This window comes from Paraburkholderia sp. JPY465 (genome assembly GCF_050436725.1).
In the GTDB taxonomy this organism is placed as follows: domain Bacteria; phylum Pseudomonadota; class Gammaproteobacteria; order Burkholderiales; family Burkholderiaceae; genus Paraburkholderia; species Paraburkholderia youngii.
This window is the reverse complement of the sequence record NZ_JBNDMT010000006.1, coordinates 626,060-651,249: the sequence shown is the minus strand read 5'-3', so window position 1 is coordinate 651,249 and position 25,190 is coordinate 626,060. Positions and strand designations below refer to the sequence as shown.

Genomic DNA, 25,190 nt, shown 5'->3' with positions numbered 1-25,190 from the left:
CATAAAAAAACGGCACGGGTTATCGCAGTCCGTGCCGTTTCGTCGGTCGGTGGTCAAATACCTCGAGGGCGGGGCGGAAAGGACCGCCACGCCGCGCGGGTTGCCGGGCAAATAACGCGAGGGAGTCCGCCTAATGAGCGGCCGGCTCCTGCGTGATGGAGTCCACGCGGTCGGGGTAGAACGCGAGGTGTTCGCGGATCGACGCGACGGCGTCGTACGGGTGCTCGTAAGTCCACACCGCGTTGGTGCCGCGCTCGCCGGCCGATGGAATCGAGAAGTACGCGCATTCGCCTTTGTATGGACAATAGGTCGCGTGCGCCGTGCGTTCGAGCCGGGTCATGTCGACGTCCTTGCGCGGGATGTACAGCACGGCCGGATAGCGGGCCTCGCGCAGCGTCAACGCGTCGTGTGTATCGGCGATCACCTGGCCGCCAGCCATCACGATCACGCGTGCGCGGTGCTGCTCGATCGTGATCGGGTGGTCCGGGCCGGGGATCTTGACGGGTTTGTCGTTCGGGACCGAATGGGTGGACATAACGATGCTCCGTGGCGAAGTGGGTGGTGTCCGTGCCCGAGCCGAGCGCCAAGGCAAGCGACTGAAGATATGCCCGTATTGCCGTACTACTTCACTTCGGGTATTTCTATACATACTAGCGCAGACCTTCCAGGTGCTGTGAGCGGCGCAACGCCCGCCGGAGTTGCATCGACTGCGTGCACGTGCTTCAGTGCAGCGGAATCGCGACTTCGCGGAAGAGGAACACAATTAGCCGACTGACAGGAGTGCGTGATGCTCGTTGGATACGCCGCGCGTGAGTGTGCAAATGAGCCTGCAAGTCAGCCTGCAATCTCGTCGTCGACAAATGGCGAGGTTGTTTGACTATGCCGGCACTTCGGAAGCGTTGGTCACTTCGCGCATTGGGCGCGGGTGCCGCTCTGCCTTTGAGCTTGCTGTCCGGCCCGTCGCACGCGCAGGTCGTGCCGGGGCAATTGTCGAGCAACACCGTGATCGGCGGCAATGTAAAGCAGCACGCGGACGCTGTGCTCGCGATCATGAGCTACACGACGGTCCCGGACGTCACGACCAGCAATCTGTCGGTCAATAACGGCCTGACCGGTAATCCCGGCTTCGGGCAGACGCAATTCGGCGGCGGCTTCACGCTCAGCAGGTCGTTTCCGTTGTACATGGAGGGCACGCTCGCCTACAGCCGCTACGATCCGATTTTCATCGCCACGGATGGCGCCCAGCAGCGTGCGGTGCCCACCAAGTGGAACACCTTCAGCGGCACGGTCGGCCTGGGCTGGGATTTCCGCATCACCGACGAGTTGGCATTCCGCCCGATCCTGAACGGTACGATCGGGCGCGTGTCGAGCGACCTGAAGGTGGGGCAGACGCTGTTCAATCACGTCACCGACAGCAACCTGCAGTTCCTCGAGAACGGCTCGCTCAATGCCTACGGCTATGGCGGCTCCCTGATGCTCGACTACGAGCACTACCGCGAAAACTACGAAATCGACGCCGAATTGCGGGCGACCGATATCTACCTGCGCAGTTTCGGCGGTTCATCGCAGGCCGTTCAGGGCTCGGCCACGGCCCAGCAAGTGAGCCTATGGACACGCTGGCGCGCGCCCACCGGCTGGCACGCGCTGGACCGACCAGTCCGCTATGTGCTCGAAGCCGCTTACTCGCACTATTTCGGCGACAGCGCCGGGGTGCTGGGTTTCAACGACCTCACGTCGCTGGGAGTCGGCCTCGAACTCGATAGCAGCAGGTATCCCATCATCGTCACCCGCACGCGCGCGATGGTGCGCTACGTGTTCGGTCGCAACGTGCACGGCGTGTCGTTCGGATTCGCGATGAGTTTCTAGCGCGGCCTGCTTACCGGACCGCACGAATGGCGCGGATACCTGCCGTCGACGCTACTTCGTCACCCCCTTCTTCGTCGCGAGATCCTGCGCCATCTTGTAGTGTTCCTCGATGGTGGGCAGCGCTTTTTGCGCGGCCTTCTTCAGATCAGCGTTCTGGCCATCCGAAATTTCTTTCTTGAATGCGCTCAGCGCGTCCTCGTGTCCCTGCAAGCCGATCTTCTGGATATAGGCCTGATCGAATGCGTTGCCATGCAGGCTCTTCAGCGAGTCCAGCACCGTGGTGTCGGAATTGTCCTTCGGCACCGCGACGCCGTGTGGCGCAGCCATCTTCAGTTGCATCGTGAGCTTCGTGTGATCGAGCATCATGTGATGCGCGAACGACTTCACATCCTTGTCGCTGGAGTTCTTCGTCGCGAGCTTGGCCGCGTCGATTTCGGTCGACGACGACATGCTCGCCGCCTGCACGAAGTCCTTGTCGGCCTGGGGCAGCGGATTGGCGCTCGTGGTCGAGGCGGCCTCGGTTTGCGCGCCGGCGATCTGAGGGATAGCGGCAAGCCCACAGCACATCGCGGCAATGGCGGTAACGCGCTTCATGTTTTTCTCCTCTACGAAGTGGAACGGGATGAAGCGAAGCGGGACGGATGACTCGCTTCGATCGACAACCCGCAAGCGCCATACCATCGTCCACCGCGCGTCTGGAATGATGGATGCTCGACGACGGAGGTCTGCACGGCGGAAGAACGACGGAGGCTCGCATGCGCATCGCGCAAGTGTCGACGCTCTACGAGCGCGTGCCGCCCGTCGCCTATGGCGGCACCGAGCGCGTCGTGTCGTGGCTGACCGAGGCGCTGGTCGAACTCGGCCATGAGGTCACGCTATTCGCGAGCGGCGACTCGTTGACGCGCGCGCATCTCGTGTCGGTCTATCCGCGGCCGCTGCGTGAGCTCGAGAACACGGCCGACCCGCAGGCGTTTCATGTCGCGATGCTCGAACAGGTCGTGCAACGTTCGGCCGACTTCGACATCGTGCACTTCCACACCGACTACACGAGCTTCCCGTTCGGCCGGCGGCTGGGCTGCGCGCACGTGACGACGCTGCACTGGCGGCTCGACATCCCCGGTCTGGATGCGCTGTACCGCGAGTTTTGCGACGTACCGCTGATATCGATCTCCGACGCGCAGCGCGCGCCGCTGCCGCGACTCGCGTGGCAGCGCACCGTCCATCACGGCCTGCCGCGCGACCTTCACACCTTCAGCCGCACGCCGTCCGACTACCTGGCATTCGTCGGCCGGATCGCGCCGACCAAGCGACCCGATCTCGCGATCGAGATCGCGCGCCGTGCGAACGCGCGGCTCGAAATCGCGGCCAAGATCGACGACGGCGATCGCGTCTACTACGAGCACGAGGTCGCCTCGCTGATGCGGCAACCGCATGTGTGCTATCGCGGCGAGCTCGGTGGTCGTGACAAGGATCGCTTCATCGGCGCCGCGCGAGCGCTGCTGTTTCCGATCGACTGGCCCGAGCCGTTCGGGCTCGTGCTGGTCGAGGCGCTGGCGGCGGGCACACCGGTGATCGCGTTCGACCGCGGCTCGGTCCGCGAAATCATCGACGACGGCGTGACCGGCTTCATCGTCGATAGTGTCGACGAGGCCGTCGATGCGGTGAACCGTATCGGCGAACTGGACCGCGCGCGCTGTCGCGCAGCATTCGAGCGGCGCTTCACCGCGGCACGCATGGCCGACGAGTACCTCGAGGTTTACCGGAAGCTGTTGGCATCGAAGCGTTGAAGCGTTGAAGCAACGGCGCCTGCGCGAGTGTGGAGTTTTTCTAACACGGCACGCCATTCTTGACCAACGCCATCGGCACTGACGGCCACGGTGCATGCGAGCGGACCACGCGTCATGCGGCCGCCGGGCGCACGCGCGCAGCGGGCCGAGCGCATCGCGATCGGCGAGCACGAGTCGGGAAGACCGTCAGCGCGCCTCGCAGGCGCCGCCCGGCGCCCTACAGGCACGCCGGATGCGAAGGCACGAGCATCCGCGCGTGCCCGAAGCGATGCCCGGCACGGACGTACAGCCGGAGCAGTAGCCGGTACGCGACACGCCGGACGTGCAAGCACCGGGCTCGGCGGCGCCGCGACGCGCCACCCCGGCCAGCACTTGACCCTTCCACGCAACCCATCAGGGGAACGAAATGACCGACTCCCGTTCGACCACGGGCGAGCGCCCGCTGAACCCGTTCATCGACGTGCAGAAAGCGCTGAAGGGCGCTTCCTATCCCGCCGACAAGGACAGCCTCATCGAAACCGCGAAAGCCAATGGCGCCGACGACGAGGTGCTGCAACGGCTCCAGGATCTGCCCGACCAGCAGTATCAGAGCCCCGCCGAAGTCTCGAAGGGCGTCGGCAATGAATAGCCCGCAAACTCCATCGCCGCCGCCGCCAGGTCAGGGCTCACCGGCGGCCCGGTCCCCGCGTGGAACGCGGCTTTCGGCCGCGCTCGCGGTGCCGGGCGTCGTCTTCTTCGTCATTGGCGTGCTGCTCGCGATCGGCGGTATCCGGCTCGCGATGCTCGGCGGCTCGTGGTACTACCTGCTCGCCGGCATCGCGATCGCGGCGACCGGCGTACTGCTGTGGCTGCGCCGGCGTGCCGCGCTGTTCGTGTTCGCGATCGTGCTGTTCGCATCGACGATCTGGGCGGTGGTCGAGGCGCGCTTCGATTTCTGGCAATTGCTGCCGCGTCTTTGGGTGTGGGTCGTGCTCGCGATCTGGCTGCTACTGCCACCGGTGAGCAAGCGGCTTGCGCTCGGGCCGCCCGCCGTATCGCGCGAAGGCGTGCTGCCGCTCGCGGGAGCGGTCGTGCTCGCGGTGCTGCTCGGCGTCGTCACCGCGTTCAATCATCCGTACGATCACCCCGGCCAGCTCGAAGTGACGTCGGCCGCGCCTGCCGACGCGCCGCTTGCCGGCGACTCGAATCGCAAGCCGGCGGACTGGAGCGACTACGGCGGCTCGCCGCTCGGCCAGCGCTACTCGCCGCTTGCGCAGATCACACCGGAGAACGCGGGCAAGCTGAAGGAGGCATGGCGCATCGAGACCGGCGACAAAGCCGGTCCGGGCGACCCGACCGAAACCACCTACGAAGACACGCCGATCAAGGTCGACAACAAGGTGTACGTGTGCACGCCGCACAGCATCGTGATCGCGCTCGATCCCGCGACCGGCCACCAACTGTGGCGTTACGACCCGCACATCCAGAGCCCGGTCGGCAGCTTCAAGCACTGGGAGCATATGACTTGTCGCGGCGTGTCGTATCACGACGACGCGCTCTATCCGCCGCTGCCGGCCGCGGCCGAAGCCACGCGCAACAGCGCGGCCGCAGCCACCGCGAGTCCGGCGAGCGCCGCGGCGGCGGCGGGCCAGGGCACGGTGCCGACGCCGGTGCCGAACACGCCGCAAGACCGGACCGCAGCTGCGAGCGAGTGCCCGCGCCGCATCTTCCTGCCGACCGCGGATGCGCGCCTGATCGCGCTGAACGCCGACACGGGCGCGCTGTGCCCGCACTTCGGCAACAACGGCGCAGTGGACCTGCGCACGCACATCGGGCCGTTCACGCCCGGTGGCTACTACTCGACGTCGCCGCCGGCCGTCACGCGCGACCTCGTGATCATCAGCGGCCACGTGACCGACAACGAATCGACCAACGAGCCGTCCGGCGTCACGCGCGCGTTCGACGTGCACGATGGCCACCTGGTGTGGAACTGGGACGCGGGCAATCCGGACAAGACGCAGCCGATAGCATCAGGCCAGATCTACGTGCGCAACTCGCCGAACATGTGGTCGGTGTTCTCGGTCGACGAGAAGCTCGGCATGGTCTATCTGCCTCTCGGCAATCAGACGCCGGACCAGTGGGGCGGCCTGCGCACACCGGCGTCCGAGAAGGTCGCGGCGGGCATCGTCGCGCTCGATCTCGCGACCGGCCGGATGGTGTGGAACTACCAGTTCACGCACCACGACCTGTGGGACATGGACGTCGGCGGCCAGCCGTCGCTCGTCGATCTGCAAACCGCGAGCGGCGTGCAACCGGCGATCATCGCATCGACCAAGCAGGGCAGCATCTACGTGCTGAACCGCCAGACCGGCAAGCCGATCATTCCGATCACCGAACGTCCGGTGCCGGGCGGCGCGGCGCCGGGTGACCACACGTCGCCGACGCAGCCCTATTCGGCGCTGAACTTCGCGCCGCCGATGGTGCACGAGCACGATATGTGGGGCACCAATCCGTTCGATCAGCTGTGGTGCCGCATCAAGTTCAAGTCGTTGCGCTACGACGGCATGTTCACGCCGCCATCGGAGCAGGGCTCGCTCGTGTTCCCCGGCAACTTCGGCGTGTTCGACTGGGGCGGTGTGGCGGTCGATCCGGTGCGGCAGGTGCTGATCGTCAATCCGAGCTATATGGCGTTCACGTCGAAGCTGGTTCCGCGCGCACAGATCGGTTCGAACAGCGGCGAACAGAAGGGCAGCGAAACGAGTGGCATCAAGCTCGCGCTCGGCACGCCATTCGGCTTCGAACTGAACGCGTTCCTTTCGCCGCTCGGCATTCCGTGTCAATCGCCGCCCTGGGGCTACGTGGCCGCCGTCGATCTGCGCCAGGGGCATATCGTCTGGGAGCACAAGAACGGCACGATCCGCGATAGCGCGCCGCTGCCGATTCCGATGCCGCTCGGCGTGCCGAGCCTCGGCGGCATGATCACCACCGGTGGCGGCGTCGCGTTCCTGTCCGGCACGCTCGACTACTACCTGCGCGCCTATGACGTGCGCACCGGCGCACGGCTGTGGCAAGCGCGTCTGCCGGCCGGCGGCCAGGCCACGCCGATGACCTATGCCGACAGCAACGGCAAGCAGTATGTGCTGGTGGTCGCGGGCGGACATGGCTCGCTAGGCACGAAGCAGGGCGACTCCGTGGTCGCCTATACGTTGCCGTAGTCGCGCCGCGGTAATCACACTGCAAGCGCGCGCCACGCTCAATGCGTGGCCGCGCGCAGCAAAAGCTTCAACACACCCGCCACCGTCGCGACCGCGACGACGCCGGCGAGCCACAGGCCGGCGAACCACGCAAGGCGGCGCCACATGTCAGTGGTACCCCTCGCCCGCGCGCATCTTGCCCTTGAACACCGAGTACGCATACACGGTATAGCCGAGAATCATAGGCACCGTGATCGCGGCGCCGACCAGCAGAAACAGCAGGCTCGCATGCGGCGCTGCCGCCGCGCGGAACGAAATCGACGGTGGCACGAGGTTCGGATAAAGACTGATCAGGAGCCCCGCGTAGCACAGCACGAAGATGCCGTACGCAAACAGCAGCGGCAACAGATGGCGGCGCGCAGACAGGCTGCGGAAAAATCCGAAGGCCAGCAGAACGACCAGCACCGGTACCCAGGCGGTGAACAGCAGGTCCGGCCAGCGGAACCAGCGCGCCGTCAGCGAGTTGGGCAGCATCGGCGTCCATAGCGTGACCACCACGATCAGCGCGAGCACGGTGACGGCCATCGTGCGCGCGTGTCGCCGGCAACGCTCGTGCAACGGACCTTCGGTGCGCCAGATCAGCCAGCACGAGCCGAGCAGCGTGTAACCGGCCATGACCGCGAGACCGCACAGGATCGTGAAGCCGGTCAGCCAGTCCCACCAGCCGCCCACATACGAGAACCCCTTGACCTCGATACCTTGCAGCAGGCCGCCGAGCACGAGCCCCTGGCACAGCGCCGCGAGCGCCGAGCCGCCGAAGAACGCGGCGTCCCACCATGCGCGGCCGCGACCTATCGCGCGAAAGCGGAATTCGAAAGCGACGCCGCGGAACACCAGCGCGAGCAGCATCGCGATGATCGGCGGATAGAGCGCCGGCAGAATCACCCCGTAGGCAAGCGGAAACACCGCGAACAAGCCGCCGCCGCCGAGCACGAGCCACGTCTCGTTGCCGTCCCACACCGGTGCGATCGAATTCACCATTACGTCGCGGTCGTCGCGCTGGTGCTCGACCGCGAACAGGATGCCGACGCCGAGATCGAAGCCATCGAGCAGCACGTATGCGAGCACCGCGAACGCGAGGATCGCGGCCCATACCAAAGCGAGATCAAACGTTCCTGTCGTCATCGGCGTGACTCCCCGGAGTTGATGGGCCGGACGGTGCCTGCGCGGGGCCCGGTGTGATGCCGGCGCTGCGATGCGGCTTGTCCTTTGCGGGGCCGGGCGTGTCGAGCGTGGGCGTCGCCGCCATCAGCCGGAACAGAAAGACCACGGCCGCGCCGAATACGATCGCGTACACCACGCCGAAGCTCGCGAGCGATACCGCGACGCCGGGCGCGGCGATCGGTGACACGCTGTCGGCGGTACGCAGCAGACCGTACACCGTGTAAGGCTGCCGGCCGACTTCGGTGACGGTCCAGCCGCACAGCAACGCGATCAGACCAGCCGGCCCCATCGCGACCATGATCCAATGCATCCAGCGCGCTTCGTACAGGGCCCTTCGGTAGCGCAACGCGAGACTGCCCAGTCCGAGCAGCGCCATCAGGACGCCGAGTCCGACCATCACGCGAAACGCCCAGAACACGACCGGCGAGAACGGCCGCTCGGACGGCGGGAACGATTTGAGGCCTGCGATCGAGCCGTCCCAGGTGTGCGTCAGAATCAGCGCGCCGAGATGCGGTATTTCGAGCGCATAGTCGGTCGTCTCCGTGCGCATGTTCGGGAACCCGAACAGAATCAACGGCTGACCGGGACGCGCGAGCCAGTCGCCTTCGAGCGCGGCGATTTTCGCCGGCTGGTGCTTGAGTGTGTCGATACCGTGCTGGTCGCCGACCACCATCTGGATCGGCGCGACGATGCAGGCCATCCATAGCGCCATCGACACCATCAGGCGCGCGCAGACGTTGCGCGAATCGCCGAGCAGATGCCAGGCGCCGACCGCGCCGACGACGAACGCGACGCTCAGATACGCGGCCAGCACCATGTGTACGAGCCGGAACGGAAATGACGGATTGAAGATGATGCGCATCCAGTCGGCCGGAAAGAAGCGTCCTTCGACGATCGCATAGCCCTGCGGCGTCTGCATCCATGAATTGACGGCGAGAATCCAGAACGCGCTCATTAGCGTGCCGGTCGCGACGAGCACGGTCGCGAGAAAGTGCAGACGCGGGCCGACGCGTTTCATGCCGAACAGCATCACGCCGAGAAAGCCCGACTCGAGAAAGAAAGCGGTCAACACTTCATAGCCCATCAGCGGCCCGACGATCGGACCCGCGCGAAACGCGAAGCCCGCCCAGTGGTGCCGAACTGATACGACATCACGAGCCCCGATACGACGCCGATGCCGAACACGACCGCGAAGATCGTCAGCCAGTAGCGGTAGACGGCAAGATACACGGGCTTGTGGGTGACGAGCAACGCGCCTTCGAGCACGGCGAGGTAGCTCGCGAGACCAATCGACAGCGCCGGAAAGATGATGTGGAAAGCAATCGTGAAGCCGAATTGCATTCGCGCGAGGGTCACGGCATCGATGGGAATGGACATCAGGGTTCCTCGGGGCAGGCTAGCGGCGGCGCTCCGCCGCTTCGACACGACCCGCAGCAAGCCCCATACCGTTGGGCGCGGGTTCCGGGGTATAGCGCTTGCTGAGCGCACGCATGAATCGATCGAAGGAGTCGTGCACCATGCGATTTTTCGCGCTCGCAACCGACTACGACAACACGCTCGCCACCGACGGCCGGGTCGCCGATTCGACGTGGGCCGCACTCGAACGCCTGCGCGAGTCGGGCCGTCACGCGATCCTCGTCAGCGGACGCGAACTCGACGACCTGCTCGCGATCTGCCCGCGCATCGAGCTGTTTTCGCGCGTGGTCGCGGAAAACGGCGGCGTGCTGTATTGCCCGGCCGATGGCACGCGCCGTCTGCTCGCACCCGCACCGCCGGAGAATTTCGTCGCGGAGTTACGGCGGCGCGCACCCAACGCTTTCAGCGTCAGCCAAACGTTGGTCGCGACGATGAAGCCCCATGAGCATGTCGCGCTCGATGTGATTCGCGACCTCGGGCTCGAGTTGCGGATCATCTTCAACGGCGACGCGGTGATGATCGTGGCGCCGGGCGTGTCGAAGGCGAGCGGTCTGAGCGCGGCGCTCGCCGATCTCGAACTGTCGCCGCTGAACGTGGTCGGGATCGGCGACGCGGAAAACGACCATGCGCTGCTCGACGCGTGCGGCCTCGCGGCGGCCGTCGCGAACGCGTTGCCGGAGTTGAAGAAGCACGCCGATATCGTGACGGACGGCGTCGCGGGCGCGGGCGTCGCGGAACTGATCGACGCACTCGTCGCCGACGATTTGCGCAGCACCGCCGACGCGTCGCCGCGCAATCGCATCGTGCTCGGCCCGCGCTGTGATGCGCCGGACAGCGAGCCGCTGTCGTTGTCCGCGTACGGCAGCGTCGTGCTGCTCGTCGGTGACTCGGGCTGCGGCAAGTCGACCGCGACGGCGGGCCTGCTCGAACGGCTCGCGGACGCCGGCTGCCAGATGTGCATCGTCGATCCTGAAGGCGACTATGACAACGACGACGCGACCCTCGTGCTCGGCGATGCGAGCAATGCACCGTCGATCGAGGAGGCGATGCAGTTGCTGCGCCGTCCGGCGCGGCCGGCTATCGCGCTCAATCTGCTGCGGGTGCCGCCGTCGGATCGGCCGGTGTTCTGCGCGAATCTGCTGCTGCAGGTGCAGCGTCTGCGCACGCGCACCGGGCGGCCGCACTGGCTCGTGTTCGAAGAGGCGCATCACGTGTTTCCCGCGCAATGGGCCGGCGCGAACCAGGCGATTCCGGATGCGCTCGAAACGGCGCTCGCGGTCACCGTGTCGCCGGAGCAGTTATCGCCGGTGTTGCTGCGGCAGGTCGGCACCGTGCTCGCGATGGGCGACGGCGCGCATGCGGCCTTGCAGCGCTTTGCCGCGGCAAGTGGACGCGAGCCGCCAGCGTCGAGCGGTGATGGGGCGCAACTCGCCAGAGGCGACGCGCTGTTATGGCGCGTCAGCGCCGCCGCGCCGCCGCAACCCGTGCGGCTCGAGCCCGGTCGCAAGGAAAAGCGCCGGCATCGTCGCAAGTACGCGGAGGGGCTGCTGATTCCCGAGCGCAGCTTTTACTTTCGGGGCGAGCACAACGCGCTGAACCTGCGCGCGCACAACCTCGTGCTGTTCGTCGAGATTGCCGAGGGTGTCGATGCGGCGACATGGCAGTTTCATCGCCAGCGTGGCGACTATTCGCGCTGGTTCGAACAGCAGATCGGCGACGCGGACCTGGCCGACGAAGCGCGCGGCATCGAGCAGGACAGCGCACTCGATGCGGCGCAAAGCCTCGCGCGCATCCGCGCGGCGATCCACGCGCGCTATACCCAACCGGAGAATCCGTCGCTGCCCGCGGTGTTGACCGGCTCGCCGCAAAGTCGCGACGAGCCCGACCCGCGTCAATCCGACGCCGATCCGCAGCAGCGGCAGTGAGGCGGGGATTGCAACGCGCCCCGCGCGCATTGCCCGCCAGGCACGCGCTATGCGCATCTCCGGTCAAAGCGGGCCGTTGCAACGGACCGAAGGAGCCGAACATGCGTGTGCAGGCGATAGAGATGGCCGACTTCCTCGTAAGCTGGACCGTCATCAGGGATTCTGAAGGTGCCTTTCAATGGATCGTGCTCGTGACCGAGCGCGGCGGCGGACATGGCACGGTCTTCGAGCGACGCGGCACGTGTGGCCACGTGTCATGGGGCGACGCGCAGGACATCGCGGCCGAGAATGCGCGCCGCGTCGCCGCCACGCTCGTCGAGCCGGGCACGCTCGACAGGACGAAACAGCGGGGCGCGCGGACGCCGGCGGCGCCCGGCGCGAATCGTTGATGCCCGCTTGCGCCAGTCGTTCGCGCATCCGCTAGTCATATTGACGCTGCGTCCGTGCCGCGCGACGCGACCTCGGCAGGCTGCGCCGCAACGCGAGCAATAAGGTCGATCCCAGCAGCAGCGTGGCGATCGGAAACGTGCCCGCCGCATTCATCGCAATGTTCATCGGACGCTCTCCGAGCAACTGCATCCGGCGGCGCGTCATCGCGGCGCCGAGCGACTGCAGTTCGTTTTTCAGCACGCGCTCGGCGTCGGGCAGCAGGATGGTTTCCTCGTCGGCGACGTGATGGGCGACTTCGCGGATCAGTTGAAGAAACAGCCCGTCGTAGGCGGCGTTTTCGGGGCCCATTGCGCGCAGCTTCGCGATCGTCGCGCGCATCTCGTCGTGCTCGGAACGACTTTTCGTCAATGTCTCGTCGTTGCCCATCGCGCGGTCTAGCGCCGGGTAGAAAATTTCTTCCTCCAGTTGCGCGTGGATTTCAAGCGCATCGCATACGCCGTTGACGATCGCGCGTTTTCGCCACCATGGCGTGGACGCGTGGTATCGGTGCGAAGCGGCGAGCACGTGCATATGGTCGAGGCGGATCATCGACGTAATCGACGGCGACAACGATGAGGCGTCATTGGACATGGCGTTTCTCCACTGAAAGGGTGCTCGCGGATACCGCATGCGCCATTCCCGATGCCCGACAATCGGTCAATCGGATGCCGGCGCCTCGCTAGCGGAGTTCTTTGCTGTTCGAGAGCGCGCTCAACGCGGAGTCCGCGGCATCCGCCGCACGGGCGAACAGGTCGTCGACGATTCGGCGCGCCGCGCTATATCCGCCCATCAACGCATCGGCTTCGGTGTCGAACGGCCGTCCGCCGGCAATGTCGAAGCGCAGCGGCGAGAACGTGGCAACCGCGGCACCCGCCTGATAGATGTGAACCACCGCCGCATAGCGCGTGCGTACCGCCGCGCGCCCGGCGGGGCGCAACGTGAAATCCGCCTCGACGGTCACCTCGATCGTGAACCCGTGGTATTCGTAGGTCCGCATCATCATCATGTCCTTCGTCGCGTAAGTGTGTGATCGCGCCGGTGCGCGACGATCATGCGCGACGGCCACGGCGCTCGCTGCGTGCTTCGAGGGTAGCGAGCCGCGCGAGCAGCAGGCGCGCTTGCGGTTGCAGCGCCGGCGGCAGTTCGGCATTGGCCTCGATGCGCGCGCGCCAGTAAGCGGGCGTCGCAACTACCGTGCCCTGCCAGTCGACGCGGTCGCGTTGAACGAGTTGTTCAAGGCGCTGCACCATCGTGCTGATGTGCTTCAGTTCGTTGGCAGCGTCGTTATAGTTGCGCGCGGCATGCACAGGTTCTCTCCGATTTGTTGTTAGTCGTTGTCGTGAGTCAGCGTTTCGACCATACCGCGTCGTTCGCTCCAGGGGCCTGTACCGCCTCAACGTTTTCGCATCAGCGACCAGTTGGCGCCCGAGCACCGCGTTGAATTCTTCGCGCTCTATATCGGTGCACTCCGGCGATGCCTTCACCAGCATCAACACCGCAAATTCATGAGGGCTCAGCATGATCCTTCCTGGAGCGGTCAATTTTTCACGGAACGGACGGTTTTGACGTTGTCGGCGGTAAGTCGTACCGGTCTGTCGACGTGTCGGAAAACGCCGGAAACAGCATACGCTGGCGTCCGTAAAAAAGTGCATCGAGGCGCGTGTCCGAAACGCTGACGTTGCGGACAGCCGCGCCGCGAGGTGCGCTAGCGCCTTCGCGCGAATTCGAATGCGCCCGTTCGCGACCGACTCCGCGTGGCGTTATTCAATGTGAATGACGGTTCGAAATGCCTGACGTCCGACGAGCCTGCCCTCGCGCCGTCGATGCGCGGCCGCGGGAAAACTCCGCGAGGCGCGATCCCAACCGCGACGCGGCGCCGCGCGCATCGACGAAACACGCGGCAGCGCCTTCCAGCGATCAGACGACCTCATTGGTTGCGCGGGACTTCGCTGCCTATTTCGGCACCGGTCGTCGGATCGCTCGACGGGTCGGAGCGCAGACGCTTGGCCATCGCGGTAACCGCGGTTTCCTGTTGCGCTTCGAGGCCCACCGACGCACTGCCGTCGCCGCCATCCACCGCGGGTTCACCGGTCTGTATCGTGAGACCGGTGCCGCTGTTCCACGGTGTGTTGATCACCGCTCCGTCGTGCGACATCTTGTAGTAGACGCTCGCGAATTCCTGTCTCGGCGGCAGCTTGCCCGGCGGGAAACTCGGCGTGATCGCATACAGCGCCTTCTCGAACGACTTCTGATGCGCGACTTCGCGGGTCATCAGAAAGCCGAGCGCCTCGCGCACGCCGGCATCGTCGGTGACGTTGATCAGCCGTTCATAGATGATCTTCGCGCGCGCTTCGGCCGCGATGTTCGAGCGCAGGTCCGCGGTCGGCTCGCCGATCGTGTCGATGTACGCGGCACTCCACGGGACGCCGCCGGAGTTCGTCAGCGGCGGTCCGCCGCCGTATAGCACCTGGGTCAGGTGACTGTCGTTGCCCGCGCCGTTGAGCTTGCGATAAAGCTCGGCTTGCTGCTCGACCGCTTCGGCGAGTTCCCCTTTCGCGCCGCGATTCAACATCGCGACGATCGAGCCGATGATCTCGAGATGGCTCAGCTCTTCGGTGGCGATATCGAACAGCATGTCCTTGCGCCCGGGGTCTTCTTCCGCAACGGCCTGGGTGAAGTAGCGCATCGCGGCGGCCAGTTCGCCTTGCGGACCGCCGAACTGCTCCAGCATCAGATTCGCGAGCCCGGGATTGGTCGTGCCGACGCGAACCGTGTATTGCAGGCGTTTGTTGTGCATGAACATCGTGACCTCCATTGGAGTTGGTACTTGGGTCTTCCATCCGCCGTGCCACGCATGCGGAGCGCCGTTCGTCGCGAGCGGCGCGTGGATCGCCTCGCATGCCGCATTCCTGGCCGGCTCGCAGCGCGTCGTTGGCCGGCCCGCGATGGCGTGCGCGGTGGCCGATGGCGCCTATCTCATGCCGCGCGCTGATCGTCATCGGCATGTCCGTGGCCTTCGGCATATGGACAGCCGGCATCGGTTGGAGCAGCATGGTCGCCTGGATGGGCTTGAAGCAGCGGGCGAATGCCCCTGGAACTTGCATGTGAGCGAGGCACTCGACTCCTATACGCGCGCTGCGGCATCGACACTTTTTCGAGCTGCGCGCAGGAGCGAGGTAACCAGTCGTCCTACTGCAGGAGGAAAGAAATGCTGACGCAGAAAACCAGGGACATCGTAAAAGCGACGGCCCCGGTTCTGGCCGCGCACGGCTATACGATCATTCAACGTTTCTATAGACGGCTCTTCGAAGCGCATCCCGAACTGAAAAACGTTTTCAACATGGCGCATCAGGAGAAGGGGCAGCAGCAGGAAGCGCTTGCGCGCGCGGTGTACGCGTATGCCGAGAACATCGAGGACCCCAGCAGTCTCGCCGCGGTGCTGCGCAATATCGCCAACAAGCACGCGAGCCTCGACGTGAAAGCGCAGCACTATCCGATCGTCGGCGAACATCTGCTCGGCGCGATCAAGGACGTGCTCGGCGACGCCGCGACCGACGACATCATCTCCGCGTGGGCGCAGGCATACGGCAATCTCGCGGACGTGCTGATGGGCATGGAGTCCGAATTGCGCGAAACCCGCGCGGCGCAGCTAGGCGGCTGGACCGGATGGCGCACCTTCGTCGTCAAGGAGAAGCGGCCCGAGAGCAGCGTGATCACGTCGTTCATCCTCGAACCGAAGGATGGACAGCCGGTCGCCAACTTCGAGCCGGGACAGTACATCGGTATCGCGGTCGACGTGCCCGCGCTCGGCCTGCAGCAGATCCGGCAATACAGCCTGTCCGACGTGCCGAACGGCCATAGCTATCGGATCTCGGTCAAGCGCGAGAGCGGCGAGGCCGGGCGGCCGGCGGGCTATGTGTCGTCGCTGCTGCACGATCACGTGAACGTCGGCGACGAGGTGAAGCTGGCGGCGCCGTACGGTACGTTCTACATCGATGTCCATGCGAAGACGCCGATCGTACTGATCAGCGGCGGCGTCGGTCTGACGCCGATGGTCAGCATGTTGAAGCGCGCGATTCAGGACCCGCAGCGGCGCGTGGTGTTCATTCATGGTGCACGCAACGGCGCGGTGCACGCGATGCGCGACCGTCTGCAGCAGACCGCCGCCACCCAGCCGAACTTCCGCGCGATCGTGTTCTACGACGCGCCGCTCGATACCGACGTGCAGGGCCGCGACTACGACAACGCCGGTTTCATCGACCTGAGCAAGCTGCGCGACGAGATCCTGTTGCCCGACGCCGACTACTACATCTGCGGTCCGGTTCCTTTCATGCGGCTGCAGCACGACGCATTGAAAAACCTGGACATTCACGAGTCGAAAATTCACTACGAGGTATTCGGACCAGATCTGTTCGCTGAATGACGCATACCGAAAGTGCCGCGCGACGGCTGCCACGGAAACGACAAGCAGGAATGCAGTCACCGAGACGGGGAGTGCGGCATGAAAGTGCACCATCTGAACTGCATTTCGACCTGCCCGTTGTGCGGCATGCTGTTCAACGGGCAACCCGAATCGTTGATCCGCCGCGGGCATCTGGCCTGCCATTGTCTGCTCGTCGAAAGTCCGGCGGGGCTCGTGCTCGTCGATACCGGTTTCGGTCTGCGCGATGTCGCCGATCCGTATTCGCGCCTCGGCAAATTCTTTCTGAGGCTGCTGAAGCCCGAGTTCCGGAATGAAATGACGGCGATCAGGCAGATCGAGCGGCTCGGTTTCGACCCGGCCGACGTGCGGCACATCGTGATGACGCACCTCGATTTCGACCACGCAGGCGGTCTCGACGACTTTCCGCACGCAACGGTGCACATGCTCGCGAGCGAGCGTCAGTACGCGGCGCAGCAAAAGACCTGGCTCGACCGGCAGCGCTTCAGGCCGCAGCAGTGGTCGTATCAGAACATGTGGCGCGTGCATTCGCCGCAGTACACGGAGCGCTGGGAAGGCTTCGCGAAGGTGCATCCGATCGAGGAGCTCGCGAGCGAGATCGCACTCGTGCCGTTGCGAGGCCATACCTATGGTCACGCGGGCGTCGCGGTGAACGGCGACGGCGGCTAGTTGCTGCTCGCGGGCGACGCCTATTTCGACAACGCCGAGCTCGACCCGGTGCGTCCGCATTGCGCGCCCGGCTTACGCTTCTATCAGTGGATGCTCGAAAAGGACCGCGCGGCACGGCTGTACAACCAGCGCCGACTGCGCGATCTGGCGAAGCGCGCGAGTCCCGCGTTGAAGATTTTTTGCAGCCACGACGTCGACGAATTCGAGCGGCTCGCGGGCCGTTCGGTGGCGGTGCCGGCGGAGCAGATGGCGTGACGATAGTGCGAGACGCGTCTCGCGGAGACGACTGTCCGCGGCGCAGGGCTTACGGACAGCCTGCGGGTCGGACGTGTTTCCTATACTGGATTTGTCCTCCGCTTGGACTCGTGGGGACAGCGTTCTCAAATGCGCTTGCAGCGACCATGCCGGTCAAAGGCTGGTCGCTTTTTTTGCGCGCGCAGTCTTCATCGATCCGGTCGCCGCAGCAGCGCGGCCGCGAGCAGGCCGGCGCCGAGCACCAGGTAGACGTTGCCGAGCGAGCGACGCGACAGGTGCGCCTCGAATCCAGGCGTGAGCCGGTTGGGCACCACCTTGTAGTCGACCACATACGCGCTTGCCACGGTGGCGGCGGCGGCTAGCGCGGCGGCGCCCGGCCGTCGTGACGGCACAGGGCCGGCCATCCGGTCAACGAGTTGCTCGAACAGCATTGCCCAGAAGATGGCGGCCGCCTGATGGATCGCGAAGCCGGTCACCGTATGGCGGATGCTGAAGCCGCGTTCGCGCAGCGCGCGTTGCGGCCACATGCAGTGGGTGACCGCATTGATCGGTGCGAGCGGGCTGCCCGATGCGTCCGTGGATGCCGCCGAGGCCGTCGCCGCCGACAGACAGCCGGACAGCAGCCCCGATGGGACGGCCCGGCGTAGCGTCGCGCCGATGGCCTGATACCACGGCGAACCGATCTTGTACTCGCGCGTTTTCATGGCAGCGCTCCGGTGCGGGCGCGCAAACGCACGCCCGATGATCGCGGACAGAGGTATGTGCGAGGAGCAGCATGGCGCGTTCCGCACGGACGGGACGACGCATCGGCCGGAGCCGAGTGCGCCGGTTCCCCTCGCACGGTCAGTGCCCTAGCTGCAAGTGAAACTGCTTGCCGAGTTCACGTCGCCGCTGGTGTATCGGGCCACCTTCGGATACGCGCAGAGCGGACGCGTGCGCCCGGCACCCCAGCTAGCTGGCACTTCGGCATTCGGAATCGCGTTGCTGGTGTCGCGAGCCGTCGCGATGACCCGGTTCGGGGCTTGCCCTTGCTCGACCCATGCCACCATGGGCGTCAGCATGTCGAACTGATCGGCCGTCGGACCGCCGCTGCAGTGGTTCATCCCTGCTACCGTAAAGAGCCGCGCGAAATTGCTTGCGTCTCCGCCACTAGCCGTCGAGAGGCGCTGATACCAGTCGGTCGTATCGTTCGACGAGAACACCGGATCGCTCGTTCCATGATAGACGATCAATTTCGCGCCCCGGCTACGCAGACCGCTCAGATCGGTCTCGTTCGGCGGGGTCATGAATGACCACGAAGACTCGGAATAGACCCCGCTCGTGGCGAAGATCTTCGGCGCATCACTGTCCATGCTGAAGTTCAGACCGTAGGTGCCCATCGAACCCAGGACCGAAGCGCTTTGCGGCGGCGACGTAAACACGAAGGCTGCCGCGGCCGGATCGAGGCTGATGGAATTGCCTTGCTTCCACGCGGCCCAGCCTGATCCGTTGATACCTACGTCGTACGGAAAGCTCGCATAGAGCGCCGTCCCGGCGCTGTTTTTCGCCCCAGAGAAAATATTTCCAACGGCCTGCTTTTGAGCCGCCGTAAGACAGGTGCCGTCGCGCGCATTGCCCGAACACGTCGGTACGTCAGTGAGCAGATTGAAATTCGCCTGGCACGCTTTGATGTCCTGGACCATTCCGTCCGCCACGCCATCGAGCGCATCACACTTCGCGATGATCTTCGATGCGATCAGTTGCCTTTCAGTGGTCGTCAAGCCGGTGGTGATATCGGCAATGCCCGACGAGGTCGTCGCGGTCGCGACGGTAGCGAGCTGTTGCGCGCTCCACAACTCTCCGATCGCCGCCTTGGGCAAATGAAAGCCGGGGTCACCGGCAATGATGCCGTCGTAATCCGCGAAAGACCTGGCTGCGGCCACCATCGCATGTCGGCCGCCGTTCGAGCAGCCTTCGAAGTAGCTGCGGTCGGGGCCCTTGCCATAGGCCAACCTGATTACCTGCTTGGCCATCGGCGTGAGCGTAGCGACGGCGTTATAGCCATAGTCGAGACGCGCCTGGGGATCGAGACCGAACAACGGGTTTTGCGACCCGGAATGACCTGCATCCGAACTGATCACGGCGAAGCCCATGTTCAGCGCGTTGTTCAGCGGGCCCCCGCCACTGAGCACCCCCGTCGCCGGTGTCACATTGCCGTCGAGACCACCGTTGGCCTGATAGAAAAAGCGTCCATTCCACGCGATTGGCAGCCGCATTTCAAAACCTATCGCATAAGTCTGGCCGTCAACGGCGCTCGTGCGTTGATTCATTTTCCCTTCGATCACGCAATGTTCGGGGACGGACTTTCCCGCCACCGCGAGCGTTCCGGCCGGCACGTCGGCGACGGAGGTGAAGGTCGCGTTGGCAAACGTCAACCTGGCGGCGAGCGCGGCGCAGTCTCCCGACAGCGTCGCGGGTTGTGCGGCGGAGAGCCGAGGCAATTGCGTCGCACTGGTGGATAGAGAGTCGGAACCGCCGCCGCAAGCCGTCAGCATCGCGGACACGGCCGATACGCACACAGCAATTGAAGTTCGTTTCATTTTCGACCCGTATCAGAACATGTGTTTGATGCCGACCATCACGCCCGTTTGACCCATGCCCGCGCCCGGCGTGGTCCCGCTACCGCCGCCACTGACCGAATAGCGCGCCTTCGCACTATTCGCCAGATACGCAGCCTGCGCGTAGACCGACGAACGCTTGCTCAGCAGATAGGTGGTGCGTAACGTTCCCATCGTGGCGCGAGTATCGTGGTCGCTATTGATGATGCGAAACACTTCGCCATCGAGCAGGAATGCAGGCGTGACCATGTACGAAGCGCCGAGGAAGAACAGGTCCGAACGGATATTGGGTACGGCCGGCGACTGGGTCACTACGCGGCGTCCAATCCAGCCTGCGCCGATCTTCGCGCCTGCGTATTGCGCATAGGCGCTCAGTTGCGTACGGGCGTCCTTGTCCGCGGCGTTGATCAGAGGTGTCGGCGGGACACCGTCGAAGAAGTTGGCGGCTGCGGTCGCGCCGCCGCGTTGCTCCTCGTACGACGCGGCAGCGCCGAAATATTGCGAGTCGTACTTGAGCATTGCGGACCAGTCGCGGCATTCCGTGGCGTGGCCTGGAACGGAGCCGGTACAGGTTCCTTGTCCTGGCGAGTTGCCGGTACCCGCCGCGTCCCGTCCGAATGAATAACCCACGCCCAACGTAAAGCCTTTGTACGAGCCGAGATAGGTGATCGAGTTGTCGGTGCGCGCGTTGGGCACATAGGCATCCAGCGAGCCCATGCCGTAAATGTCCGGACCGATGATGTCGGCGCCCTGAATCGCGAGATAGGTCATCGTGTACTGACGGCCGAACGCGAGCGTCCCATACGGGCTCTTCACGCCGATGAACGCCTGGCGTCCAAACAGACGGCCGCCCTGTCCAGAACTGCCATCGCGCATGTTGAAGCCGCTTTCGAGTGTGAAGACAGCGCTGTAGCCGCCGCCTAGATCTTCGTTGCCACGCAGCCCCCAGCGCGACGGGAACTCTCCGGTAACGGACGGCATGCGAACGACACTGTCGCCGTTCGCGTTGGCGTGCGAGACATACTCGATCCCTGTGTCAACGATGCCGTACAACGTGACGCTCGATTGCGCCAGGGCTCCTGCGCTCATCGCGCAGAGCGCACCGAACATGAGGACGTGAGTCGACTTCAATTGCATGGTGATATCTCCGGACCTGTTGTTTGTTTTTTGTGTTGAACTGCGGTTGTGGATCTTGGGTACGACTCAGTCTTTCGCTCGGGCCGGCGCAGCGGCATGAACGCGGCAACCAATATCAGGTAGGCTGATACTATGGTCAAAATTAAGCGCGTCCTGAAAGACGCGCCCTTCCGTCCGTCGTGATAGTTCCGTATTTGATATCAGGCACCCTGACAACGCAAGCGCGAAGTATTCGGTAGATTCCCCAGGGTTCGGAGGCGCGGAATTGGCTGCTAGCGAAAAAGTGAACTGGCCGGTCGCGTCCGCCTTCGCTGTCATCGCCGCTGGCGTTACAGCTGCGGGGAGCGATTGCCCGCGTTGCCGGGTCCGCGACCGCCTACCAGCATCGCGACGCAAGTTTCGACTGCTTTCCCGTCGCCATCTGGGACGAAGCAGCCGAAGACGCCGTGAACGTCGGGCGTCATCGCAACATTCCAGCGACCCGATTCCCCTGCACGACCCTGTGTCCGAGTAAGCTTTAGTCCGTTGATAGGGGGTTTGCGATGCGTTCGCGCCCTGTCTTCCATCTCATAGACTTGGAGCGGGAATGCAGGATGCGGCAGGCACGCAGCGCCAGGATGGAAGTGAGGCGCAAGCTTGCGGGGAAATTCGGCACTGACAGGGCTATTTTTGCGGGCCGTTTCGTGGACGCTGGAGTTATACAAACAACACACGAATCGGCTTGGGCCCGGGTAGGGGGCAAACAGGATGTTGCCATGAGTAATTTGGCTAAAAGCGTCGCACGACTCGTCGTATCCGCTATTGCCGGGTTCTCGATGTACAGCGGCGCCGCCAGCGCGGCTTGCCCGGCATACGTGGAACTGTCTTCCGGCACCGTCTTCGATCTGGCGAAGCTGATTGCGGACAATGGGTCACCGTCGGCAGCGCTGGAAAAAGCTCGCGCCGATCTTGCGCAAGTGAACCGCGCCGGTGAGTGTTCGACGATCGAGCACACCCGTTATCACGCAGAGTGCGTGGAAATCGTCGAAGCGACCCAGAGAGCAGTAGCTGCTTTGGAACGTTGTTCACGGTAATTCGCCTCGACGCGTGATCCGGTCCGGCACCGGCATTCGACTACGCCAGGGTCGCGCGCACTACGCTTCTCTGGTGTCAAAGATCAGAAGATCTACACCTGCCTGCGCGAAGTTGCCGAGATCTGCCGCAGTCGCCTGTCCTGCGGGCGAGTCAAAGGCCGACTTGATGGCGTCGACCGAGTCGAAACGAAGCATGGCGACGAGATGGTAAGGCGAGTCGCCTTGCGCCAACACCACCGGCCCCGCACTGATCTCGTAACTTTTCAGGCCCGGCAAGGTCTTCGCCAGTGGCGCGTGGGTCGACGCGTAATAGTCATCGAACGCCTTGGTATCGATTGGTTTCTTGTAAAGCGCGACGAGCTGGGCCATGGTTGCGTCTCCTGTAAGTGGACCTTGAAAGGGTGGTTTGCTCCTCCAGCTGGGCGCAGATGTGTCACACCGCCTGCGGTCGAGCCGATGGACAGCTCGTTGAGTCTATGACACCTTCGCGAGAGTTCAAGCTCAGCAATCCTCATACCTCGGCGCAAGCTGCGACAAGGCCGAATTGGCGACAGCAGCGAGAACGTACACCCGCAGTGATGTCTTTCTTTTATCAGCGGCGACGGGGTGCTAGGGTTGGATATGAAACCAGACCAAACAGGTACGGTTCGCGGAGGCTCAATCATGTTGCGCATGAGCAAGCTTGCCGACCATGTCACGGTGACCGCGATCACCCTGGCACGCGATCCGGACACCGTGCAGAGTACTGGCCGACTCGCCGAAGCACTCGTATCCACTATTGGCTACGGCAGTCGCCAGACGGATCACGCTGTTTGACGCGATTGCAGCGATCAGGACAGCCGGCAAGCCGCTAAGCACACTTCCGGGATCGCCCCAAGCGCGCGATCCGGCCGCCGCAACGCTGAAAGCGGAGGTCTGCATGAGTTCAAGTGTATCGAGAATCGACGAGCTGATCCGGAGCGAATACCGCCACGGATTCGTGACCGATGTAAAGTCGGACACGTTGCCGCGCGGCGTGTCTGAAGATGTCATCCGCCTGATTTCAGCAAAGAAGAGTGAACCCGACTTCATGCTCGCCTGGCGCCTCTCGGCATACCGGCACTGGCTGACCATGAACGAGCCTCATTGGGCATCGGTTGAGCACCCACCTATCGACTATCAGGACATTGCGTATTATTCGGCGCCGATTGGTCCGAAGGATCGCCCGAAGAGTCTGCAGGATGTCGATCCGGAACTGCTGCGCACGTACGAGAAACTCGGCGTTCCGCTCGAAGAGCGCGAGATGCTCGCGGGCGTCGCGGTGGATGCGGTGTTCGATAGCGTGTCGGTCGCGACGACGTTTCGCGAAAAGCTTGGCGCGCTAGGCATCGTGTTCTGTCCGTTTTCGGAAGCGGTGCAGACTCATCCTGAACTGGTGCGGCAATACCTCGGCTCAGTGGTGCCGCATACCGACAACTTTTTCGCTGCGCTGAACTCCGCGGTCTTTAGCGACGGCTCGTTCTGCTATATCCCGCCGGGCGTGCGTTGCCCGATCGAACTTTCCACGTACTTCCGCATCAACGCGCAAAACACGGGACAGTTCGAGCGAACGCTGATCATCGCGGACAAGGGAGCCTACGTCAGTTACCTGGAGGGTTGTACCGCGCCGATGCGCGACGAGAACCAGTTGCATGCTGCCGTGGTGGAACTGGTCGCGCTGGAGGGTGCGCAAATCCGCTACTCGACGGTGCAGAACTGGTATCCGGGCGATGCGCACGGCCGCGGCGGCATCTATAACTTCGTGACCAAGCGTGGCGATTGCCGTGAAGCAGACTCGAAGATTTCGTGGACGCAGGTCGAAACAGGCTCCGCCATCACGTGGAAATACCCGAGCGTGATCCTGCAAGGCGACAACTCAGTCGGCGAATTCTATTCGGTGGCGCTCACCAACAATTATCAGCAGGCTGACACCGGCACGAAGATGACGCATCTGGGTCGCAATACGCGCAGCACGATCCTGTCGAAGGGCATTTCCGCCGGCCACGGCAGGAACGCCTATCGTGGGCTAGTGAAAATTGCCCGCTCGGCGGAGGACGCGCGTAACTACACGCAGTGCGATTCGCTGCTGCTCGGCGATCGATGCAGTGCACTCACGGTTCCGTATATCGAGGTGAAAAACCCCACCGCGAAGGTCGAGCACGAGGCATCGACGTCGCGCATCGACGAGGACCAGCTCTTCTACTGCCGACAGCGAGGCCTTTCGGAGGAAGAAGCGGTGTCGATGATCGTCAACGGCTTTTGCAGGGAGGTCCTCAAGGAGCTGCCCATGGAGTTCGCCGTCGAAGCACAAAAGCTGCTCGGCGTGAGTCTTGAAGGCAGCACGGGCTGACAGGGACAACGGTCATGCTAGAAATCAGCAAACTGAGCGTTGAAGTAGAAGGCAAGCCGATCCTGCGCGGGGTCGATCTGCGTGTGAACGCGGGCGAGGTGCACGCCATCATGGGGCCGAACGGTTCGGGCAAGAGCACGCTTGCCAACGTGCTGGCGGGCCATCAGCATTACCGCGTAACAGGTGGCAGCGTGCGGTATGCGGGCCGTGACCTGCTCTCGCTCGCGCCGGAGGAGCGTGCACGCGAAGGGCTTTTTCTCGCGTTTCAATACCCCGTGGAAATACCGGGTGTCAGCAACGTGTATCTGCTGAAGGCCGCGTTGAATGCACAGCGCACGCACCGCGGCGAAACCGAACTGGATGCAATGGAATTCCTGCAACTGGTGAAGGAGAAGATGGCGCTTATGCAGATGGACGAAAGCCTGCTGCATCGCGCGGTGAACGAAGGGTTTTCAGGGGGCGAGAAAAAGCGCAACGAGGTGCTGCAGATGGCGGTGCTGGAGCCGCGCCTCGGGATTCTCGACGAAACCGATTCGGGCCTCGATATCGATGCGCTGCAAGTGGTTGCGCGAGGCGTCAATCAGATGCGCCACCCGGACCGCGCAATCGTCCTGGTCACGCACTACCAGCGGCTGCTCGAATACGTGGTGCCTGATTGCGTGCACGTGCTTTCAAAGGGGCGTATTGCGAAATCCGGAACGCGCGAGCTGGCACTAGAACTGGAGCGCAAGGGTTATGGATGGCTCGGTGAGGATGCGCCGAACGGGCCGCATTCCGGCCCACCCGACCCGTACTGACACGAGGCGGTCATACGTGAGATCGCGAGGAGT

24 protein-coding genes and 2 pseudogenes are annotated in these 25,190 nt (G+C 64.1%); 13 read left to right on the top strand and 13 right to left on the bottom strand.

The features are described 5' to 3' along the window. Positions 1 to 130 precede the first annotated feature (130 nt). Positions 131 to 535, bottom strand: a complete 405-nt coding sequence (locus QFZ94_RS36175; RefSeq protein WP_429462837.1) for a DUF427 domain-containing protein — start codon at positions 533 to 535, stop codon at positions 131 to 133. 344 nt (positions 536 to 879) lie between these two features. On the opposite strand from QFZ94_RS36175, the gene QFZ94_RS36170 reads away from it, so the two are divergent. Continuing rightward, a complete protein-coding gene (locus QFZ94_RS36170; protein ID WP_429462836.1) occupies positions 880 to 1,866 on the top strand; it encodes a hypothetical protein in 987 nt (328 codons plus the stop codon). Positions 1,867 to 1,917: 51 nt separating this feature from the next. Here the strand turns inward: QFZ94_RS36170 and QFZ94_RS36165 are convergent, their stop codons facing one another. Beyond that, on the bottom strand, positions 1,918 to 2,460 hold the full coding sequence (locus tag QFZ94_RS36165) for a DUF4142 domain-containing protein (RefSeq protein ID WP_410851568.1): 543 nt from the start codon (positions 2,458 to 2,460) through the stop codon (positions 1,918 to 1,920). A 161-nt stretch (positions 2,461 to 2,621) separates the two neighbouring features. On the opposite strand from QFZ94_RS36165, the gene QFZ94_RS36160 reads away from it, so the two are divergent. The 3 genes from QFZ94_RS36160 (at position 2,622) to QFZ94_RS36150 (ending at position 6,847) form a co-directional block, all read left to right on the top strand. Continuing rightward, on the top strand, positions 2,622 to 3,653 hold the full coding sequence (locus tag QFZ94_RS36160; RefSeq protein WP_429462835.1) for a glycosyltransferase family 4 protein: 1,032 nt from the start codon (positions 2,622 to 2,624) through the stop codon (positions 3,651 to 3,653). A 406-nt stretch (positions 3,654 to 4,059) separates the two neighbouring features. Then, complete coding sequence (locus tag QFZ94_RS36155) at positions 4,060 to 4,281, top strand: DUF2795 domain-containing protein (RefSeq protein ID WP_368585766.1); 222 nt, start codon at positions 4,060 to 4,062, stop codon at positions 4,279 to 4,281. Next, complete coding sequence (locus tag QFZ94_RS36150; protein ID WP_429462834.1) at positions 4,274 to 6,847, top strand: glucose/quinate/shikimate family membrane-bound PQQ-dependent dehydrogenase; 2,574 nt, start codon at positions 4,274 to 4,276, stop codon at positions 6,845 to 6,847. Before QFZ94_RS36155 ends, QFZ94_RS36150 begins: the two co-directional genes overlap by 8 nt. 38 nt (positions 6,848 to 6,885) lie before the next feature. On the opposite strand, the gene QFZ94_RS36145 is transcribed toward QFZ94_RS36150, so the two are convergent. The 3 genes and pseudogenes from QFZ94_RS36145 to QFZ94_RS36135 all read right to left on the bottom strand — a co-directional run bounded on the left by QFZ94_RS36145 (position 6,886) and on the right by QFZ94_RS36135 (position 9,427). Then, entirely contained in the window at positions 6,886 to 6,993 is a 108-nt protein-coding gene (locus QFZ94_RS36145; protein ID WP_176122794.1) for a DUF2474 family protein, read from the bottom strand. 1 nt (position 6,994) lies between these two features. After that, a complete protein-coding gene (cydB, locus tag QFZ94_RS36140) occupies positions 6,995 to 8,011 on the bottom strand; it encodes a cytochrome d ubiquinol oxidase subunit II (protein WP_429462833.1) in 1,017 nt (338 codons plus the stop codon). Further along, positions 7,992 to 9,427: pseudogene (locus QFZ94_RS36135) on the bottom strand (cytochrome ubiquinol oxidase subunit I). The gene cydB and the pseudogene QFZ94_RS36135 overlap by 20 nt, the downstream one beginning before the upstream one ends. Before the next feature lie 140 nt (positions 9,428 to 9,567). On the opposite strand from QFZ94_RS36135, the gene QFZ94_RS36130 reads away from it, so the two are divergent. Beyond that, positions 9,568 to 11,391, top strand: coding sequence for an HAD hydrolase family protein (locus tag QFZ94_RS36130; protein ID WP_429462832.1), 1,824 nt, complete (start codon positions 9,568 to 9,570; stop codon positions 11,389 to 11,391). A 122-nt stretch (positions 11,392 to 11,513) separates the two neighbouring features. Then, on the top strand, positions 11,514 to 11,780 hold the full coding sequence (locus QFZ94_RS36125) for a hypothetical protein (RefSeq protein WP_429462831.1): 267 nt from the start codon (positions 11,514 to 11,516) through the stop codon (positions 11,778 to 11,780). Positions 11,781 to 11,811: 31 nt separating this feature from the next. On the opposite strand, the gene QFZ94_RS36120 is transcribed toward QFZ94_RS36125, so the two are convergent. The 4 genes from QFZ94_RS36120 to QFZ94_RS36105 form a co-directional block, all read right to left on the bottom strand. Next, positions 11,812 to 12,411, bottom strand: a complete 600-nt coding sequence (locus QFZ94_RS36120; protein WP_368585759.1) for a hemerythrin domain-containing protein — start codon at positions 12,409 to 12,411, stop codon at positions 11,812 to 11,814. A gap of 88 nt (positions 12,412 to 12,499) precedes the next feature. Beyond that, entirely contained in the window at positions 12,500 to 12,820 is a 321-nt protein-coding gene (locus tag QFZ94_RS36115; RefSeq protein ID WP_410851560.1) for a hypothetical protein, read from the bottom strand. A 49-nt stretch (positions 12,821 to 12,869) separates the two neighbouring features. Further along, entirely contained in the window at positions 12,870 to 13,127 is a 258-nt protein-coding gene (locus QFZ94_RS36110; protein WP_410851559.1) for a hypothetical protein, read from the bottom strand. A gap of 620 nt (positions 13,128 to 13,747) precedes the next feature. Next, entirely contained in the window at positions 13,748 to 14,623 is an 876-nt protein-coding gene (locus QFZ94_RS36105) for a manganese catalase family protein (protein WP_429462830.1), read from the bottom strand. Here QFZ94_RS36105 and QFZ94_RS36100 point away from each other — a divergent pair. The 3 genes and pseudogenes from QFZ94_RS36100 (at position 14,616) to QFZ94_RS36090 (ending at position 17,185) form a co-directional block, all read left to right on the top strand. Next, a complete protein-coding gene (locus tag QFZ94_RS36100) occupies positions 14,616 to 15,035 on the top strand; it encodes a hypothetical protein (RefSeq protein ID WP_429462829.1) in 420 nt (139 codons plus the stop codon). The two genes, QFZ94_RS36105 and QFZ94_RS36100, sit on opposite strands and share 8 nt — an antisense overlap. Further along, positions 15,029 to 16,243, top strand: coding sequence for an NO-inducible flavohemoprotein (hmpA, locus tag QFZ94_RS36095; RefSeq protein WP_429462828.1), 1,215 nt, complete (start codon positions 15,029 to 15,031; stop codon positions 16,241 to 16,243). Before QFZ94_RS36100 ends, hmpA begins: the two co-directional genes overlap by 7 nt. Positions 16,244 to 16,321: 78 nt before the next feature. Then, positions 16,322 to 17,185: pseudogene (locus tag QFZ94_RS36090) on the top strand (MBL fold metallo-hydrolase). Between the two features lie 188 nt (positions 17,186 to 17,373). On the opposite strand, the gene QFZ94_RS36085 reads toward QFZ94_RS36090, so the two are convergent. From QFZ94_RS36085 to QFZ94_RS36075, 3 genes are all read right to left on the bottom strand, one after another. Continuing rightward, positions 17,374 to 17,889: a hypothetical protein gene (locus QFZ94_RS36085; protein WP_368585753.1), complete on the bottom strand. Its 516-nt coding sequence runs from the start codon at positions 17,887 to 17,889 to the stop codon at positions 17,374 to 17,376. Positions 17,890 to 18,036: 147 nt separating this feature from the next. Continuing rightward, on the bottom strand, positions 18,037 to 19,764 hold the full coding sequence (locus QFZ94_RS36080) for a tannase/feruloyl esterase family alpha/beta hydrolase (RefSeq protein WP_429462827.1): 1,728 nt from the start codon (positions 19,762 to 19,764) through the stop codon (positions 18,037 to 18,039). Between the two features lie 12 nt (positions 19,765 to 19,776). Further along, positions 19,777 to 20,919, bottom strand: a complete 1,143-nt coding sequence (locus QFZ94_RS36075; protein WP_429462826.1) for a porin — start codon at positions 20,917 to 20,919, stop codon at positions 19,777 to 19,779. Positions 20,920 to 21,674: 755 nt separating this feature from the next. On the opposite strand from QFZ94_RS36075, the gene QFZ94_RS36070 reads away from it, so the two are divergent. Beyond that, on the top strand, positions 21,675 to 21,992 hold the full coding sequence (locus QFZ94_RS36070; RefSeq protein WP_429462825.1) for a hypothetical protein: 318 nt from the start codon (positions 21,675 to 21,677) through the stop codon (positions 21,990 to 21,992). Positions 21,993 to 22,052: 60 nt separating this feature from the next. Here QFZ94_RS36070 and QFZ94_RS36065 read toward each other — a convergent pair whose 3' ends face one another. Continuing rightward, a complete protein-coding gene (locus tag QFZ94_RS36065) occupies positions 22,053 to 22,361 on the bottom strand; it encodes an EthD family reductase (protein ID WP_368585749.1) in 309 nt (102 codons plus the stop codon). Between the two features lie 294 nt (positions 22,362 to 22,655). Between QFZ94_RS36065 and QFZ94_RS36060 the strand changes: the two genes are divergently transcribed. The 3 genes from QFZ94_RS36060 to sufC all read left to right on the top strand — a co-directional run bounded on the left by QFZ94_RS36060 (position 22,656) and on the right by sufC (position 25,157). Next, on the top strand, positions 22,656 to 22,808 hold the full coding sequence (locus QFZ94_RS36060) for a hypothetical protein (protein WP_368585748.1): 153 nt from the start codon (positions 22,656 to 22,658) through the stop codon (positions 22,806 to 22,808). 103 nt (positions 22,809 to 22,911) lie between these two features. Then, positions 22,912 to 24,360, top strand: a complete 1,449-nt coding sequence (sufB, locus tag QFZ94_RS36055; protein ID WP_368585747.1) for a Fe-S cluster assembly protein SufB — start codon at positions 22,912 to 22,914, stop codon at positions 24,358 to 24,360. A gap of 14 nt (positions 24,361 to 24,374) precedes the next feature. After that, the gene (gene sufC / locus QFZ94_RS36050; RefSeq protein WP_429462824.1) at positions 24,375 to 25,157 is read left to right on the top strand and encodes a Fe-S cluster assembly ATPase SufC; all 783 of its coding nucleotides are present in this window, start codon (positions 24,375 to 24,377) and stop codon (positions 25,155 to 25,157) included. The last annotated feature ends 33 nt before the right edge of the window (positions 25,158 to 25,190 follow it).

What these genes read in the sequence shown, in the direction of transcription:
- cydB (WP_429462833.1), bottom strand. Translation starts at nt 8,011, where the DNA reads ATGACGACAGGAACGTTTGATCTCGCTTTGGTATGGGCCGCGATCCTC.
- QFZ94_RS36070 (WP_429462825.1), top strand. Translation starts at nt 21,675, where the DNA reads ATGAGTAATTTGGCTAAAAGCGTCGCACGACTCGTCGTATCCGCTATT.
- QFZ94_RS36125 (WP_429462831.1), top strand. Translation starts at nt 11,514, where the DNA reads ATGGCCGACTTCCTCGTAAGCTGGACCGTCATCAGGGATTCTGAAGGT.
- QFZ94_RS36100 (WP_429462829.1), top strand. Translation starts at nt 14,616, where the DNA reads ATGAACATCGTGACCTCCATTGGAGTTGGTACTTGGGTCTTCCATCCG.
- QFZ94_RS36075 (WP_429462826.1), bottom strand. Translation starts at nt 20,919, where the DNA reads ATGCAATTGAAGTCGACTCACGTCCTCATGTTCGGTGCGCTCTGCGCG.
- sufB (WP_368585747.1), top strand. Translation starts at nt 22,912, where the DNA reads ATGAGTTCAAGTGTATCGAGAATCGACGAGCTGATCCGGAGCGAATAC.
- QFZ94_RS36060 (WP_368585748.1), top strand. Translation starts at nt 22,656, where the DNA reads ATGTTGCGCATGAGCAAGCTTGCCGACCATGTCACGGTGACCGCGATC.
- sufC (WP_429462824.1), top strand. Translation starts at nt 24,375, where the DNA reads ATGCTAGAAATCAGCAAACTGAGCGTTGAAGTAGAAGGCAAGCCGATC.
- QFZ94_RS36150 (WP_429462834.1), top strand. Translation starts at nt 4,274, where the DNA reads ATGAATAGCCCGCAAACTCCATCGCCGCCGCCGCCAGGTCAGGGCTCA.
- QFZ94_RS36085 (WP_368585753.1), bottom strand. Translation starts at nt 17,889, where the DNA reads ATGAAAACGCGCGAGTACAAGATCGGTTCGCCGTGGTATCAGGCCATC.
- QFZ94_RS36130 (WP_429462832.1), top strand. Translation starts at nt 9,568, where the DNA reads ATGCGATTTTTCGCGCTCGCAACCGACTACGACAACACGCTCGCCACC.
- hmpA (WP_429462828.1), top strand. Translation starts at nt 15,029, where the DNA reads ATGCTGACGCAGAAAACCAGGGACATCGTAAAAGCGACGGCCCCGGTT.
- QFZ94_RS36145 (WP_176122794.1), bottom strand. Translation starts at nt 6,993, where the DNA reads ATGTGGCGCCGCCTTGCGTGGTTCGCCGGCCTGTGGCTCGCCGGCGTC.
- QFZ94_RS36080 (WP_429462827.1), bottom strand. Translation starts at nt 19,764, where the DNA reads ATGAAACGAACTTCAATTGCTGTGTGCGTATCGGCCGTGTCCGCGATG.
- QFZ94_RS36160 (WP_429462835.1), top strand. Translation starts at nt 2,622, where the DNA reads ATGCGCATCGCGCAAGTGTCGACGCTCTACGAGCGCGTGCCGCCCGTC.
- QFZ94_RS36165 (WP_410851568.1), bottom strand. Translation starts at nt 2,460, where the DNA reads ATGAAGCGCGTTACCGCCATTGCCGCGATGTGCTGTGGGCTTGCCGCT.
- QFZ94_RS36170 (WP_429462836.1), top strand. Translation starts at nt 880, where the DNA reads ATGCCGGCACTTCGGAAGCGTTGGTCACTTCGCGCATTGGGCGCGGGT.
- QFZ94_RS36065 (WP_368585749.1), bottom strand. Translation starts at nt 22,361, where the DNA reads ATGGCCCAGCTCGTCGCGCTTTACAAGAAACCAATCGATACCAAGGCG.
- QFZ94_RS36105 (WP_429462830.1), bottom strand. Translation starts at nt 14,623, where the DNA reads ATGTTCATGCACAACAAACGCCTGCAATACACGGTTCGCGTCGGCACG.
- QFZ94_RS36155 (WP_368585766.1), top strand. Translation starts at nt 4,060, where the DNA reads ATGACCGACTCCCGTTCGACCACGGGCGAGCGCCCGCTGAACCCGTTC.
- QFZ94_RS36115 (WP_410851560.1), bottom strand. Translation starts at nt 12,820, where the DNA reads ATGATGCGGACCTACGAATACCACGGGTTCACGATCGAGGTGACCGTC.
- QFZ94_RS36175 (WP_429462837.1), bottom strand. Translation starts at nt 535, where the DNA reads ATGTCCACCCATTCGGTCCCGAACGACAAACCCGTCAAGATCCCCGGC.
- QFZ94_RS36120 (WP_368585759.1), bottom strand. Translation starts at nt 12,411, where the DNA reads ATGTCCAATGACGCCTCATCGTTGTCGCCGTCGATTACGTCGATGATC.